Source organism: Bacillus sp. GW823-FHT06A11 (genome assembly GCF_058795355.1).
Map to the genome: position 1 here is coordinate 375551 of NZ_JBXAHS010000004.1, position 15181 is coordinate 390731.

Here is a 15181-nt window from a genome sequence, read left to right on the forward strand (position 1 = left end):
GATTGCGGACAATAGCATCAGAAAGAAGTCTATGATAAAGATACAACTTAACAAGTAAATGAAGGAGGCAATAGTGATGAAAAAGTTTTTTTGATGATAGGCGGGATTGCATTAGGAATGGCGGTTATTTATTTCGTAAAAAGCTAAAAGGGGATGTTATATATGGCATTTGAAATTCAAGGATTAAATAAAACATTTGGTGAATATAAAGCCGTTAATGATTTAAATATACGTGTAGAAGAAGGTGGAATTTTAGGGATGCTGGGCCGAAATGGTGCTGGTAAGACGACAACGATTCGTATGATCTTAGATTTAATCAAACCGGATAGCGGCCAAATTCTATGGAATAATCGCCCTTTTTCAAAGAAAGACCTATCTATTGGCTATTTACCAGAAGAGCGTGGATTATACCCGAAAATGAATGTAGTGGAGCAATTGGTGTATTTCGGCAAGTTAGAAGGAATGCCAGCTAATCTTGCAAAAAGGCATGCGTTACAGTGGCTAGAAAAATTAGAAATGACACCACATTTAAAGAAGAAAACAGAGGAATTGTCAAAGGGAAATCAACAAAAAATTCAATTGATTTCAGCGATATTGCATAATCCAGAATTCATCATACTAGATGAACCATTTAGTGGCTTGGATCCTGTAAATGCAGAGATGTTAAAAAATGTTGTGCTCGAGTTAATCGCGCAAAGAAAAACGATTATCTTCTGTAGTCATCAAATGGACAGTGTAGAAACGTTCTGTGAGGAAATTTGTATTATGAAAAATGGTCAACTTGTATTATCGGGTGCCTTGTCAGATATTAAGAAAAGTTATCAATACAAATATATGACGTTGCAAACGGAAGGGGATATTGAACCTATTCTTAAGAAGAAAAATTTCAATTTTGAAAAAGTTAATCGTACGTTCATGATTAAAGTTAATGATGGAGAGGATGCATTTTCGCTGCTTGAAGACATTAAAACTAAACAATATATCCGAGATGTTTCTATTAAAGAACCTTCTTTATATCAAATCTTTGTTGAAAAGGCGGGTGCATAAGTAATGAGGAATTTCTGGATTGTTTTAGGGCAAACGTATTGGGATCGTGTGAGGACGAAAATATTTATTGGGATGACATTGTTATTAATAGGGGGAGGGATATTCTTATTCTCCTTTCCAACTTTAGTACAAAAGTTTTCTGGAGAGAAAGAAAAAGCAAAAGTTGTATTTATTTCCGAAGCACCTAATGTTACTTTGGATCAATCTAATCTTAGTAAAGCTCTTCCAGAATGGGATTGGTCTTTAGGTGATAAAACAAAATTAAATCAATATAAGCAACATTTGTTAGATAAGAAAGTCGAAGCGCTCTTTATATTAAAAGAGGGTGCGGGTGCTGAACCAGTATTAGATTACTTTATGAAGGTGGATAATCCTAAGTTGATTCAAAGTGCGCAGGTATTTGTACAAAATCAGTATTTTCAAAGTGCGGTAGTTAAACAACAGTTATCAGAAGAGGTTGTGAAATCACTGACGATGAACGTGCAAGCGAAAAAGCAAAACTTAAATAACGAAGAAACAAGCTCGTTCTTACTGGTGTATTTATTAGTAGCGATTATGTACTTAGCAATTACTTCGTATGGAAATGCGATTGCTACAGCGGTAGCGTCAGAGAAGGCGTCGCGTGTTATGGAAGTGATGGTAACGAAGGTGTCGCCTGTTCACATGGTCTTTGGGAAGATATTAGGAGTCGGTCTTGCTAGTTTGACACAGTTATTTATTTTCTTCCTTAGTATGGCGCTATATATTAAATCTGGAATTTTTAAGGTATCGGATTCGTTTTTTGGAGTGAATATTGATGTAAATATGATTACAGGTGAGCATGCTGCATATTTCTTGTTATATTTTGTTCTCGGTTACTTCGTTTATGCGGCACTTTTCGCAGTGTTTGGTTCTATGGTAAGCAGGCCAGAAGAATTATCCGGAACAACGATGCCGATTACTCTTATATTGATGGGAAGCTTAGTGGTGGAGTTATTAGTAGTACTTGATAACCCTGAAGGGCTAGTATCAAGGGTGACATCATATGTTCCGTTTACAGCTCCAATTAGTATGGTAGTTAGGATTATTAATGGATCCGTTGGGAGTTTAGAAATTATTACATCTATGGTTGTATTACTGGCTAGCATTAGCTTAATTGCTATGTTTGCAGCGAAGGTCTATCCGAAAGGTGTATTAAGAAGTGGTAAGAGCCTTAAATTCATTCAATTGTTAAAAAATAATTAATTGCAGGGGGGAATAAATTATGGGATTTTTTTCGAAAAGAAAACAAAAAATGATGGATAGTAATAACGAGAGAAGCGTGAAAAAAATAGTTGAGTTGTCTGTGGAAGAGATGAGAGGAATTCAAGGAGCGTCTAGTGAATCGAACGATTATCTCTATGATTCCTATGTAATTAGGAATCAAAGTTCCTTAGCTTTAAATAAGAGGTTTCTTTCTTAATTAAGAATCGTAAAAGAGTAGTTAGGCATAGTGAAGTGTCACTATACCTAAACTGCTCTTTTTATTTTGGAATTGAACAGAGATAAATTTAATGTTGTTATATATAAAATTAAGGGTTACTATTAGTATGTGGTAACAAATAATTGAGTTTATTATTTTCTTTCAATATTATTCAAATTTAGGTTGTAAGTTGTAAATCTCATTAATACATATAAATTAATAATATTTTGGAATGGGTGTCTGTGATAGCATTCTCCTTTTACCAAACTTATTGTACAATAGAAACAAGGGGGAGATTAGTTTGAAGGCAAGTCTTTTACAAGAACAAAGCTTACGTTTGGCAATGACACAAGAGTTAAGGCAAGCGATTACAATGCTCCAGTATAATGTACAAGAATTATCGGAGTTTTTGTATGAGCAATCGTTAGAGAATCCCCTTATTGAGTTAGGTGGTTTTGAGAGGGAGAAGAAAAAGAGCTCTAACAACAGTAAAAGTACCAGCAAACAAGTCGAGAATCAGATGGAGATCTACAGTGTGGATTCTACAACGATTCAGCAACATTTATTAAATCAAATACAGTATTATAAAATAGATGAAGAAGAGCGAAAAGTAGCTTCTTTCATTATTATGAACATGGATGGAAATGGATATTTACAAGAAACGAATGAAGAGTTAGCAGAGCTCCTTTCTGCGCATATTCATGTAGTCGACCGCTCTGTAGAGCTTGTCCAATCACTGGAACCAGCAGGGGTAGGGGCGCGTAATATTCAGGAATGTCTAACCTTGCAATTGAAGCGCTTACAAAGACGGAATGGATTAGCAGAAGAGGTTGTAGAAGATCATTTCGCTTATTTTGTGAAGAAAGATTGGCGAAAGCTCGTTCAAGTGTTGAAATGTAGTAATGAGGAATTACAGAGTGCGGTAAATTGTATAACGTCATTACAACCAAAACCAGGTCTTGCGTTTTCTTCAGATAAACCACTTTATATTGTGCCTGATATGGCGGTGAAAAAAGATGGCAATCGCCTCGTTTTACAAATGAATGAGAGAAATATGCCGAGAATTGAAATTCATTCTGAATATAGTGCGCTTCTTAATAATAGTGAAAGTGAAGTAGCATCTTACGTATCAGAAAAGTATCAGCATGTGCAGTGGATTATGCGCAGTTTGAAGCAGAGAAAACAGACGCTGCTGCAAGTGATGAATATTATTATGGAAAAACAACGTGATTTCTTCTGGAAAGGTCCAGAGTATTTAAGACCTCTCGCTTTAAAAGAGGTAGCGGAAGAGTTAAGTGTGCATGAATCAACAATTAGTCGTGCGACGCGAAATAAATATGTGCAAACACCACACGGTTTATTTGAGATGAAATCGTTCTTTAGCAATGCCGTTTCGACGACTGAAGATGAAGCAGTTTCTACAAAACGTGTAAAACAATTTATTCAAACGCTAATTGGGGCAGAGGATAAGAAAAAGCCACTTTCAGATCAAAAGATTTCAAAATTATTAGAAGAAGAGCATGAAATTGTTATTTCTCGAAGAACAGTGGCGAAGTATAGAGAACAAATGCATATCCCAGCTTCGTCATTACGAAAAACGATCGGATAGGTGAAGAAGATGAAAGTTGTACTGTATACTAAAAAAGATTGTGGCCTTTGCGTGAAGGCGAAACAAGTTTTACAGGAAGTACAATGTGAATATTCTTTTCAAATCGAGGAAATAGATATATATGAAGATAATGACCTTTTAGAAAAATATCACTTAATGATTCCGGTTGTAGAAATGGACGGAAAACAAGTAGAATATGGTAACATTCACAAAGGTGTCATAATAAACTATATAAAGAATGCAGTTAAGAGTTGAATAAGTTTCTATCTCCTGTTACAATAATACACGTAGCAGGGATTATTTTTTTAACCTATGTGGGACACAAAATGTCACTACGGGACGTAAAGTGACCACTAAGGAAAAATGAACCAATGTAGTGAGGAGAAAAGATATGCGCTCATGGATTCAGAACACAAAAAAATTATTACCTGATCTGCTACCTGTTATGCAAACGAGAATGCAAATTCTTCAATACATTAGGCTCATGCAGCCGATTGGAAGAAGAAACTTATCAGCAAGCCTCGGTATGACAGAACGAGTATTGCGAAGTGAAGTTCAAGTTTTGAAAGAACAAAACTTAGTTCACGTCGCTTCTTCTGGAATGACTTTGACAGAAGAAGGAACAGCTTTAGTTCTTGCTTTGGAAGACTTTATGAAAGAAATTTCCGGGTTAAAGGTTTTAGAAAAGCAACTTAAGGAAACATTAGACTTGGATGAAGTTTTCGTTGTCCCTGGTGATAGTGATGAATCACCTTGGGTCAAACTGGAGATGGGCCGTGCTTGTGTGACTTGTATAAAAGACCGTCTGACAGCGAATAATATCGTTGCTGTGGCTGGAGGAACTACGCTAGCTGCTGCTGCGGACATGATGCAACTTGATTGCAAAGATTTACATATGCTATTTGTCCCAGCACGTGGTGGAATTGGAGAAGGTGTTGAATTAGAAGCCAATACCATTTGTGCCAAGATGGCGCAAAATACGATGAGTAATTATCGCTTATTGTATGTTCCAGACCATGTTAGTAGCGAAGCATATGCGTCTATTGTGACAGAGCCTTCCGTGAAAGAAGTTCTTGAGTTGATTCGATCTTCCAATATCGTCATTCATGGAATAGGTGATGCGTTAACAATGGCACGTCGCAGAAGTACTTCAGAAGCAGATTGGTTAAAGATTCAGGCAAGCGAAGCAGTTGGCGAAGCTTTCGGTTACTACTTTAATGAAGAAGGAAATGTTGTTCATAAAGTAAGAACAGTTGGTATGCAACTTGAGGATTTACAAAATGTATCTCACGTTGTTGCAGTCGCTGGAGGTTCTTCAAAGGCAAAAGCAATACAGGCTGTAATAAAGCAAGGGCACACTTCAATTCTAATTACAGATGAAGGTGCAGCAAAACAATTAACAAAGGGTTTTACCCTTTAATATAATCCCCCAAGGAGGAAATTCAAATGACTAAAATTGGTATTAATGGATTTGGACGTATCGGACGTAACGTATTCCGCGCAGCTCTTAACAACTCTGAGGTAGAAGTAGTAGCAATCAACGACTTAACAGATGCTAAAACATTAGCTCACCTTTTAAAATATGACACAGTTCACGGAACTTTAAATGCAGAAGTATCTGCTAACGAAAACAGCATCGTTGTTAACGGTAAAGAAATTAAAGTTATCGCTGAGCGTGACCCAGCTCAATTACCATGGAGCGACTACGGAGTAGAAGTAGTAGTAGAATCTACTGGCCGTTTCACTAAAAAATCAGACGCTGAAAAACACTTAGGTGGATCAGTTAAGAAAGTTATCATCTCAGCTCCAGCTTCTGACGAAGATATCACTGTAGTTATGGGTGTTAACCATGAACAATACGATGCAGCTAACCACAACGTAGTATCTAACGCTTCTTGTACTACAAACTGTCTAGCTCCATTCGCTAAAGTATTAAACGAAAAATTCGGCGTAAAACGCGGAATGATGACAACAATTCACTCTTACACTAACGACCAACAAATCTTAGACTTACCACACAAAGATTTACGTCGTGCTCGTGCAGCAGCTGAAAACATGATCCCAACATCTACTGGTGCAGCTAAAGCTGTAGCATTAGTATTACCAGAACTTAAAGGTAAATTAAACGGTGGCGCTGTACGTGTTCCAACTGCTAACGTTTCTCTTGTTGACTTAGTTGTTGAACTTGACAAAGAAGTAACAGTTGAAGATGTAAACGCAGCATTCAAAGCAGCAGCTGAAGGCGAATTAAAAGGTATCCTTGGATACAGCGAAGAGCCATTAGTATCTATCGACTATAACGGATGTACAGCTTCTTCTACAATCGATGCATTATCTACAATGGTAATGGAAGGTAACATGGTTAAAGTACTTTCTTGGTACGATAACGAAACTGGTTACTCTAACCGCGTAGTAGACTTAGCAGCTTACATGACTTCAAAAGGTCTTTAATTCTTAATTATATAAGTTATCAATGACAAAACGAGGGAGAGGGTTTGTTCCCTCTCTCTCTTCTTTCGTTTTAAAAGCAAATGTGTTAAGCTTTTGAATGGGTTTTGTCAATCCTAACTAGTAGTCGGAGGGAAATCCAATGAACAAAAAATCAATTCGTGACGTAGATTTAAAAGGTAAGCGTGTATTTTGCCGCGTTGATTTCAACGTACCTATGAAAGAAGGCAAAATTACAGATGAAACTCGTATCCGTGCAGCTCTTCCTACAATTCAATATTTAGTAGAGCAAGGTGCGAAAGTTATTTTAGCAAGCCACTTAGGCCGTCCAAAAGGTCAAGCAGTAGAAGAATTACGTCTTACTCCAGTAGCAGCACGTTTAGGCGAGCTTCTTGGTAAAGATGTTAAAAAAGCGGACGAAGCATTCGGACCAGTTGCACAAGAAATGGTTGCAGCAATGAACGAAGGCGACGTATTAGTTCTTGAAAACGTACGTTTCTATGCGGGCGAAGAAAAGAACGATGCAGAACTTGCGAAAGAATTTGCAGCACTTGCTGACATCTTCGTAAACGATGCATTCGGTGCAGCTCACCGTGCTCATGCTTCTACAGCAGGTATCGCAGACTACCTACCAGCAGTATCTGGTCTATTAATGGAAAAAGAGTTAGATGTACTTGGTAAAGCACTTTCTAACCCAGAACGTCCATTTACAGCTATCATCGGTGGTGCGAAAGTAAAAGATAAAATCGGTGTAATTCGTCATCTATTAGACAAAGTAGATAACTTAATCATCGGTGGCGGACTTGCTTACACATTTGTTAAAGCTTTAGGTCATGAAATTGGTCTATCTCTATGTGAAGACGACAAGATTGAACTAGCTAAAGAATTTATGCAACTTGCAAAAGAAAAAGGCGTAAACTTCTACATGCCAGTTGATGTTGTAATCACTGAGGAATTCTCTGAAACTGCAACAACTAAAATTGTTGGTATCGACTCTATCCCTTCTAACTGGGAAGGCGTGGACATCGGTCCTAAAACACGTGAAATTTATGCAGATGTAATTAAAAATTCTAAGCTTGTTGTATGGAATGGACCAATGGGTGTATTCGAAATGACTCCATTCGCAGAAGGTACAAAAGCAGTAGGACAAGCATTAGCAGATGCAGAAGATACATACTCTGTTATCGGCGGTGGTGACTCTGCAGCAGCTGTTGAAAAATTCGGTATGGCTGATAAAATGAGCCACATTTCTACTGGCGGCGGTGCGTCATTAGAATTCATGGAAGGTAAAGAGCTTCCAGGTGTAGTTTGTCTTAACGACAAATAAGTAGCAGCCAAAGAAAAAGGACGGTGCAAAGCATGCGTAAACCAATTATCGCAGGTAACTGGAAAATGAATAAAACTCTATCTGAAGCAGTTAGCTTCGTAGAGGAAGTTAAAGGTCAAATCCCAGCAGCTTCAGCTGTTGATGCAGTAGTTTGCTCTCCAGCTCTATTCTTAGAGCGCCTTGTAGCAGCAACTGAAGGAACTGACTTACAAGTAGGTGCACAAAACATGCACTTCGAAAAAAATGGTGCATTCACTGGCGAAATTAGCCCAGTAGCACTTAGCGACTTAAAAGTTGGCTATGTAGTACTTGGCCACTCTGAGCGTCGTGAAATGTTTGCTGAAACAGACGAATCAGTAAACAAAAAGACTATCGCAGCATTTGAACATGGTTTAACACCAATCGTATGTTGTGGTGAGACTTTAGAAGAGCGCGAAAGCGGAAAAACATTTGATCTAGTAGCAGGTCAAGTGACAAAAGCACTTGCAGGTTTAACAGAAGAGCAAGTTAGAGCAACTGTTATCGCTTATGAGCCAATCTGGGCTATCGGTACAGGTAAATCTTCTTCTTCTGCAGATGCAAACGAAGTATGTGCGCACATCCGTAAAGTTGTTGCAGAAGCTGTTTCTCCAGAAGCTGCAGAAGCTGTTCGTATCCAATACGGCGGTAGCGTAAAACCAGAAAACATTAAAGAGTATATGGCACAATCTGACATCGACGGCGCTTTAGTTGGCGGTGCTAGCTTAGAGCCTGCTTCGTTCTTAGGTCTTCTGGGGGCGGTAAAATGAGAAAGCCAACAGCTTTAATCATTCTTGACGGTTTCGGACTTCGTGAAGAAACTTACGGGAATGCTGTAGCACAAGCTAAGAAACCTAATTTTGATGGTTACTGGAACAAATTCCCTCATACAACGCTTACAGCTTGTGGCGAGGCGGTAGGTCTTCCAGAAGGTCAAATGGGTAACTCTGAGGTTGGTCACTTAAATATCGGTGCTGGCCGCGTAGTATATCAAAGCTTAACACGCGTTAACGTTGCAATTCGTGAAGGTGAGTTCGATAAGAACGAAACTTTCCAAAATGCAATTAAAAGCGTAAAAGAAAAAGGTACTGCACTTCATTTATTCGGTTTACTTTCTGACGGTGGTGTGCACAGTCACATGAACCATATGTTTGCTCTTCTTCGCTTAGCAGCAAAAGAAGGCGTGGAGAAAGTTTATATCCATGCATTCTTAGACGGCCGCGATGTTGGACCACAAACAGCAAAAGGTTATATCGATGCAACGAATGAAGTAATTAAAGAAACAGGAGTAGGACAATTCGCGACTATCTCTGGTCGTTATTACTCTATGGACCGTGACAAGCGTTGGGATCGCGTAGAAAAATGTTACAGTGCTATGGTGAATGGTGAAGGCCCTACTTATAAATCAGCAGAAGAGTGTGTAGAAGACTCTTATGCGAACGGTATCTATGATGAATTCGTATTGCCGTCTGTAATTGTTAACGAAGATAATACGCCAGTTGCAACAATCAATGATGATGATGCAGTTATCTTCTATAACTTCCGTCCAGACCGTGCAATTCAAATTGCTCGTGTATTTACAAACGAAGACTTCCGTGAGTTCGATCGTGGTGAAAAAGTACCTCACATTCCAGAATTCGTATGTATGACACACTTCAGTGAAACTGTAGATGGTTACGTGGCATTCAAGCCAATGAACCTTGATAACACTTTAGGTGAAGTTGTTGCGCAAGCGGGATTAAAGCAACTTCGCATCGCGGAAACTGAAAAGTATCCGCACGTTACATTCTTCTTTAGCGGTGGTCGTGAGGCTGAATTCCCAGGAGAAGAGCGTATCTTAATTAACTCACCAAAGGTTGCAACGTATGACTTGAAACCTGAAATGAGCATTTACGAAGTAACGGACGCTTTAGTAAATGAAATCGAAAATGATAAACATGATGTTATCATTCTTAACTTTGCGAACTGTGATATGGTTGGCCATTCTGGGATGATGGAACCAACAATTAAAGCAGTAGAAGCAACTGACGAATGTTTAGGAAAAGTTGTAGAAGCGATTCTTGCAAAAGATGGTGTAGCACTTATTACTGCTGACCATGGTAATGCTGATCAGGAGTTAACTGCTGATGGCGGTCCTATGACAGCTCATACAACTAACCCGGTTCCTTTCATCGTTACAAAAAATGATGTAGAGCTTCGTGAAGGTGGTATTTTAGGAGATATCGCTCCAACAATGCTTACACTTTTAAATGTGGAACAACCGAAAGAAATGACAGGTAAAACAATTATTAAATAATTTGCTTATATAAAAAGGAGAGAATTTATTATGTCAACAATTATTGATGTTTATGCTCGCGAAGTCCTTGACTCTCGTGGTAACCCAACTGTAGAAGTAGAAGTTTACACAGAAAGCGGCGCTTTCGGACGCGCTATCGTACCAAGTGGTGCATCTACTGGTGAGCACGAAGCAGTAGAATTACGTGACGGTGACAAATCTCGTTACCTTGGTAAAGGTGTTGTTAACGCAGTAAACAACGTTAACGAAATTATCGCTCCAGAAATCGCTGGTTTCGATGTAACTGACCAAGCTGGTATCGACCGTGCTATGATCGAATTAGATGGCACTCCAAACAAAGGTAAACTAGGCGCTAACGCTATCCTTGGTGTATCTATGGCAGTAGCTCACGCAGCAGCTGACTTCGTAGGTCTTCCATTATACCGTTACCTTGGTGGATTCAATGCAAAACAATTACCAACTCCAATGATGAACATCATCAACGGTGGTTCTCACGCTGATAACAACGTTGACTTCCAAGAGTTCATGATCTTACCAGTTGGTGCTCCAACATTCAAAGAATCAATCCGTATGGGTGCTGAAGTATTCCATGCACTTAAAGCTGTATTACATGACAAAGGTCTTAACACTGCAGTAGGTGACGAAGGTGGATTCGCTCCAAACCTTGGTTCTAACCGTGAAGCTCTAGAAGTAATCATCGAAGCTATCGAAAAAGCTGGTTACAAAGCTGGCGAGAACGTATTCTTAGGAATGGACGTTGCTTCTTCTGAGTTCTACAACAAAGAAACTGGTAAATATGACCTTGCAGGCGAAGGCCGTACTGGCTTAACTTCTGCAGAAATGGTTGATTTCTACGAAGAGCTTTGCAAAGACTTCCCAATCATCTCTATCGAAGATGGTTTAGACGAAAACGACTGGGATGGTCACAAATTATTAACTGAGCGTATCGGTGATAAAGTACAATTAGTTGGTGACGATTTATTCGTAACTAACACTCAAAAACTTGCTGAAGGTATCGAAAAAGGTATTTCTAACTCAATCTTAATTAAAGTTAACCAAATCGGTACTTTAACTGAGACTTTCGAAGCTATCGAAATGGCTAAACGTGCTGGTTACACAGCAGTTGTATCTCACCGTTCTGGTGAAACTGAAGATGCTACAATCGCTGACATCGCAGTTGCAACTAACGCTGGCCAAATCAAAACTGGTTCTATGAGCCGTACTGACCGTATTGCTAAGTACAACCAATTATTACGCATCGAAGACGAACTAGGCGAAATCGCTGTTTACGATGGTATCAAATCTTTCTATAACATCAAACGATAATTGTAGAAAATAAGCGACAGACCGTGAGAAATCACGGTCTGTTTTTTTATGTTAAAATTGTTCACCTGTCATAAGTGACATGAAATGTTTGAAGAAGCGGTTATAATCAAAATCAATTGCTATTTGATGACTCGGCCAATCAATAAATGGTTTAGGTTCTCCTAAAGAGCGAAATTCTCCAATGCTTGCCCCCTGCGCATAAGATTCTGTCATGACAACGATAGGTGATTTGTGATAGGTAAACATAGAGTTATCAAGTAAAGCGAGTATTGGCATTGTGTCATGGAAGGGGCTGCCTTTTAAATGTGGTAGGGCGTCTTTATAATATCCGTAGTAATAATGATCGAATAAAGGTTTGAGAAGTGGGGCTTTTCCTTTTGCTTCAATATACTCTGCCATTTCTGGTGTAATGACGGAATATTGGGTAACGTTTAATGGGTATATGTACATGTTAGCTGTAGATTGAAGGACTATATTAGCAGCAGTAGGATCGCCATAAAAGTTTGCTTCGGAAATAGGGGTAACATTACCAGGATGTAAAAAGGCACCGCCCATTACGTAGTAAGATTTAACTTGCTTCATTAACTGTTTACATACGATGAATAAAATTGCTAGGGAGGTAAGTCTTCCTAAACTCACAATAATTAATTCATCTTTATACTGTTCAATAAGAGGAATAACTTCAAAAAAATTCTCCATTTCTCCGTTAGTTACATTCACCTTTGGAATAATTGGCCCGAGCCCCTGTTTCCCATGTACATCTGTAAAAAAAGTAGGAGGGGCACCAGTAAGGGGACGTTCTGACCCACCAAATATTTTGATATTCCTATCTTTTACTTCGCTTGTAAGAAAATGAGCATTTTCTACGGCCATTTTTTTTGGAACATTGCCGTAATCAGCAACGATACCGACGATTTCTATTTCATTGATAAAGAATGCTAAGAGGAGAGCCATCGTATCATCAATCCCAGGATCACAAAAAATGAGAACTTTTTTGGGCATATGTTCACCACCTATCTTGTTTATCCCGTACAAACCCGCTTGGTGAGGAATGATCAATGGGGATGAGGAAACCCTCAATGATTAAAGTTTCACTTTATATATATGTAAGTTTAAGGATAAAAAGATTATTTTATTGAAATAATAGTCTTTTAAATTCAGAAAATAAAAACTTTTTATATTAGGTCAAGGTTTTTGACGTAATTTTCATTTGAAAATGCAGTCATATCAAGGTTGTAAGCGTATAACATAGGCTGTTTTTGCTGTCAAGTTGATAAATTGCAGCTTTTTACAATTTATACTATGATAAAGATATTAACAGAAGATCGTATAAACATGAGGGATGATGAACATGAAATTTACAAAGATTCTTGTCCAAATTGCTGCTCTTTACGTGTTTTATATGGTTGGAACTTGGGTGCAAGAAATGTTAAACATTCCGATTCCAGGAAGTTTGATTGGGATGTTCCTCTTACTTGTTTTACTTAGCCTAAAAGTTCTTCCAGTGAAATGGTTCGATTTAGGAGCAGAAACACTCGTTGCTATTATGCCGTTTTTATTAATTCCGCCAACGCTTGGCCTAATGAATTACGGTGCTTTTTTTATGAGTAAAGGAATTTCTCTTTTCATTACAGTTGTAGCGAGTACGTTTTTAATTATTATTGTCGCAGGACATACAGGACAATATCTTGCGAATAGGAAGGAAAGAGAGTCGCGATGAGCCAAATATTAATCGGAGTCGGTTGGGTTCTTTTTACGGTGCTATTATATCAATTATCTAAAAAAATCTATAAATTATTTCCAACACCATTCACCATTCCAATGCTTGTAGCAACTGGATTAATGGCTTTCTTATTTATCGTGCTTGATATACCATATCAACATTATATGGAAAGTGGTGGTGGCTGGATTGCAAAGCTACTTGGACCCGGTGTTGTAGCATTTGCAATTCCTCTTTATAAACAACGTCATGTTCTGCAAAAATATGTTGTACCGATTGCTGGCGGGGTATTAGTAGGTACAACAGTCGCAATCGCTAGTGATTTTGCCATTGCTTCACTTATGGGAACAGATAAAAGCTTAATCTTATCGTCTTTACCAAAATCGGTGACAATGCCAGTTGCGATGAGCGTTTCTGAACAAGTTGGTGGTGTACCTTCCTTAACAGCAGCTTTCGTTGTTATCGCAGGTATTACTGGAACAATTACAGGACCTCTCTTATTAAAATGGAGCCGTGTTACAAACTCAGTTGGTAAAGGTATCGGATTTGGATGTGCTTCTCATATTATGGGTGTTATGAGAGCGATGAAAAATAACGAACATGAAGGTGTTATTGGATCGGTAACAATGACATTAACAGCAATTTTGACATGTTTACTTGGACCGTTATTTGCAATGATGTTTATGTAATAGAAGAAAAGCGAGAGCGACTCTATAGCTCTCGCTTTTCTATAGGATTTATGCTACAGTTACAATAACTGAATCTTTGTAGGAGGTACGCCAAGTGCATACGTTATTATCCGTTTTACTTATTACTGTATCGATTTTAATGATTGTTATGGTACTTATGCAGTCTAGTAATAGCTCAGGCCTTTCAGGTGCAATTTCAGGCGGTGCAGAGCAATTATTTGGTAAGCAAAAAGCACGTGGAATTGAAGCAGTATTAAACCGTATTACAATTGTTTTAGCTGTATTGTTCTTTGTATTAACAATTGCTGTTACGTACTTAAACTTATAGAATTGAAAGAAGAAGCGTTAGTAAGATGTACTAATGGTTCTTCTTTTTTGTTTTGCCATTTGAAAGATGTTTCTAATTAGATTATAGAAATGTAAATATGGTACACTAGATATAGAAAGAATACGACTAGATTACAGAAGAGAAAGAGGAGAAGTACATGATGAAATTAGCATCTCCGAAACCATTTACATTTGAGGGTGGAGACCGCGCTGTTTTATTACTACATGGATTCACAGGGAACTCAGCTGATGTACGTATGTTAGGGCGTTTCTTAGAAAAGAAAGGCTATACTTGTCATGCGCCAATTTATAAAGGGCACGGTGTACCACCAGAAGAGCTTGTTCATACAGGCCCTACAGATTGGTGGCAAGATGTAACGGAGGCATATCAGCTTTTAAAAGATAAAGGTTTTGAGAAAATTGCTGTTGTTGGATTGTCACTTGGCGGCGTATTTTCTTTAAAATTAGGTTATACAGTACCGGTTTTAGGTGTAGTACCAATGTGTGCACCGATGTATATTAAGAGCGAAGAAACGATGTACCAAGGTATATTGGCATATGCCCGCGAATATAAAAAACGTGAGCAAAAATCACCAGAACAAATTGAACAAGAAATGTTGGAATTCCAAAAGACACCGATGAATACATTAAAAGCATTACAACAATTAATTGCTGACGTACGTAACAATGTGGATATGATTTATGCACCAACATTTGTTGTACAAGCACGTCATGACGAAATGATTAATACAGATAGTGCTAACATTATTTATAACGGTGTAGAATCTACATTAAAAGACATTAAATGGTATGAAGACTCTACGCATGTCATTACACTTGATAAACAACGTGACGAGCTACATGAGGATGTATATAACTTCTTGGAGCAACTAGATTGGTAAGATCTAGTTGCCTCTTTTTTTCATAAGGAAT

At 38.2% G+C, this 15181-nt stretch carries 16 protein-coding genes; 15 read left to right on the forward strand and 1 reads right to left on the reverse strand.

Annotated elements, in window-relative coordinates; genetic code table 11:
• The first annotated feature begins 162 nt into the window (after positions 1-162).
• From AC1Q8L_RS21120 to eno, 11 genes are all read left to right on the forward strand, one after another.
• Positions 163-1047 carry an ABC transporter ATP-binding protein gene (locus AC1Q8L_RS21120; protein WP_000863494.1) on the forward strand — a complete coding sequence of 295 codons (885 nt, stop codon included), beginning with the start codon at positions 163-165 and terminating at the stop codon, positions 1045-1047.
• Positions 1048-1050: 3 nt separating this feature from the next.
• Complete coding sequence (locus AC1Q8L_RS21125) at positions 1051-2271, forward strand: ABC transporter permease (RefSeq protein ID WP_001243602.1); 1221 nt, start codon at positions 1051-1053, stop codon at positions 2269-2271.
• A gap of 19 nt (positions 2272-2290) precedes the next feature.
• Complete coding sequence (locus tag AC1Q8L_RS21130) at positions 2291-2488, forward strand: hypothetical protein (protein ID WP_000505575.1); 198 nt, start codon at positions 2291-2293, stop codon at positions 2486-2488.
• Positions 2489-2789: 301 nt separating this feature from the next.
• Positions 2790-4097: an RNA polymerase factor sigma-54 gene (gene rpoN, locus AC1Q8L_RS21135; protein WP_000647956.1), complete on the forward strand. Its 1308-nt coding sequence runs from the start codon at positions 2790-2792 to the stop codon at positions 4095-4097.
• Positions 4098-4106: 9 nt separating this feature from the next.
• The gene (locus AC1Q8L_RS21140; protein ID WP_000869730.1) at positions 4107-4352 is read left to right on the forward strand and encodes a glutaredoxin family protein; all 246 of its coding nucleotides are present in this window, start codon (positions 4107-4109) and stop codon (positions 4350-4352) included.
• Between the two features lie 136 nt (positions 4353-4488).
• On the forward strand, positions 4489-5517 hold the full coding sequence (gene cggR, locus AC1Q8L_RS21145; protein WP_001258185.1) for a gapA transcriptional regulator CggR: 1029 nt from the start codon (positions 4489-4491) through the stop codon (positions 5515-5517).
• A 26-nt stretch (positions 5518-5543) separates the two neighbouring features.
• Positions 5544-6548: a type I glyceraldehyde-3-phosphate dehydrogenase gene (gene gap / locus AC1Q8L_RS21150; protein ID WP_000161234.1), complete on the forward strand. Its 1005-nt coding sequence runs from the start codon at positions 5544-5546 to the stop codon at positions 6546-6548.
• A gap of 139 nt (positions 6549-6687) precedes the next feature.
• Positions 6688-7872 carry a phosphoglycerate kinase gene (locus tag AC1Q8L_RS21155; RefSeq protein ID WP_001036331.1) on the forward strand — a complete coding sequence of 395 codons (1185 nt, stop codon included), beginning with the start codon at positions 6688-6690 and terminating at the stop codon, positions 7870-7872.
• Between the two features lie 32 nt (positions 7873-7904).
• On the forward strand, positions 7905-8660 hold the full coding sequence (tpiA, locus tag AC1Q8L_RS21160) for a triose-phosphate isomerase (protein WP_001231040.1): 756 nt from the start codon (positions 7905-7907) through the stop codon (positions 8658-8660).
• The gene (gene gpmI, locus AC1Q8L_RS21165) at positions 8657-10186 is read left to right on the forward strand and encodes a 2,3-bisphosphoglycerate-independent phosphoglycerate mutase (RefSeq protein ID WP_001231158.1); all 1530 of its coding nucleotides are present in this window, start codon (positions 8657-8659) and stop codon (positions 10184-10186) included. Before tpiA ends, gpmI begins: the two co-directional genes overlap by 4 nt.
• A 30-nt stretch (positions 10187-10216) precedes the next feature.
• Positions 10217-11512 (forward strand): phosphopyruvate hydratase, encoded by a 1296-nt coding sequence (gene eno / locus AC1Q8L_RS21170; protein ID WP_000103951.1) that lies wholly within the window; start codon positions 10217-10219, stop codon positions 11510-11512.
• A 51-nt stretch (positions 11513-11563) separates the two neighbouring features.
• Here the strand turns inward: eno and AC1Q8L_RS21175 are convergent, their stop codons facing one another.
• Positions 11564-12514, reverse strand: a complete 951-nt coding sequence (locus AC1Q8L_RS21175) for a nucleoside hydrolase (RefSeq protein WP_001125070.1) — start codon at positions 12512-12514, stop codon at positions 11564-11566.
• A 349-nt stretch (positions 12515-12863) separates the two neighbouring features.
• On the opposite strand from AC1Q8L_RS21175, the gene AC1Q8L_RS21180 reads away from it, so the two are divergent.
• From AC1Q8L_RS21180 to estA, 4 genes are all read left to right on the forward strand, one after another.
• A complete protein-coding gene (locus AC1Q8L_RS21180; RefSeq protein WP_000673222.1) occupies positions 12864-13232 on the forward strand; it encodes a CidA/LrgA family holin-like protein in 369 nt (122 codons plus the stop codon).
• The gene (locus AC1Q8L_RS21185) at positions 13229-13921 is read left to right on the forward strand and encodes an LrgB family protein (protein ID WP_000078309.1); all 693 of its coding nucleotides are present in this window, start codon (positions 13229-13231) and stop codon (positions 13919-13921) included. The genes AC1Q8L_RS21180 and AC1Q8L_RS21185 overlap by 4 nt, the downstream gene beginning before the upstream one ends.
• Positions 13922-14015: 94 nt before the next feature.
• A complete protein-coding gene (secG, locus tag AC1Q8L_RS21190) occupies positions 14016-14249 on the forward strand; it encodes a preprotein translocase subunit SecG (RefSeq protein WP_000557266.1) in 234 nt (77 codons plus the stop codon).
• Positions 14250-14409: 160 nt separating this feature from the next.
• Positions 14410-15150, forward strand: coding sequence for a carboxylesterase (gene estA / locus AC1Q8L_RS21195; protein ID WP_000761986.1), 741 nt, complete (start codon positions 14410-14412; stop codon positions 15148-15150).
• The last annotated feature ends 31 nt before the right edge of the window (positions 15151-15181 follow it).

Bases quoted from the DNA above. Each gene is read 5' to 3' on its own strand.
- AC1Q8L_RS21130 (WP_000505575.1), top strand. From the start codon at position 2,291: ATGGGATTTTTTTCGAAAAGAAAACAAAAAATGATGGATAGTAATAAC.
- cggR (WP_001258185.1), top strand. From the start codon at position 4,489: ATGCGCTCATGGATTCAGAACACAAAAAAATTATTACCTGATCTGCTA.
- AC1Q8L_RS21125 (WP_001243602.1), top strand. From the start codon at position 1,051: ATGAGGAATTTCTGGATTGTTTTAGGGCAAACGTATTGGGATCGTGTG.
- AC1Q8L_RS21155 (WP_001036331.1), top strand. From the start codon at position 6,688: ATGAACAAAAAATCAATTCGTGACGTAGATTTAAAAGGTAAGCGTGTA.
- AC1Q8L_RS21120 (WP_000863494.1), top strand. From the start codon at position 163: ATGGCATTTGAAATTCAAGGATTAAATAAAACATTTGGTGAATATAAA.
- AC1Q8L_RS21180 (WP_000673222.1), top strand. From the start codon at position 12,864: ATGAAATTTACAAAGATTCTTGTCCAAATTGCTGCTCTTTACGTGTTT.
- AC1Q8L_RS21185 (WP_000078309.1), top strand. From the start codon at position 13,229: ATGAGCCAAATATTAATCGGAGTCGGTTGGGTTCTTTTTACGGTGCTA.
- estA (WP_000761986.1), top strand. From the start codon at position 14,410: ATGAAATTAGCATCTCCGAAACCATTTACATTTGAGGGTGGAGACCGC.
- AC1Q8L_RS21175 (WP_001125070.1), bottom strand. From the start codon at position 12,514: ATGCCCAAAAAAGTTCTCATTTTTTGTGATCCTGGGATTGATGATACG.
- AC1Q8L_RS21140 (WP_000869730.1), top strand. From the start codon at position 4,107: ATGAAAGTTGTACTGTATACTAAAAAAGATTGTGGCCTTTGCGTGAAG.
- gap (WP_000161234.1), top strand. From the start codon at position 5,544: ATGACTAAAATTGGTATTAATGGATTTGGACGTATCGGACGTAACGTA.
- gpmI (WP_001231158.1), top strand. From the start codon at position 8,657: ATGAGAAAGCCAACAGCTTTAATCATTCTTGACGGTTTCGGACTTCGT.
- eno (WP_000103951.1), top strand. From the start codon at position 10,217: ATGTCAACAATTATTGATGTTTATGCTCGCGAAGTCCTTGACTCTCGT.
- tpiA (WP_001231040.1), top strand. From the start codon at position 7,905: ATGCGTAAACCAATTATCGCAGGTAACTGGAAAATGAATAAAACTCTA.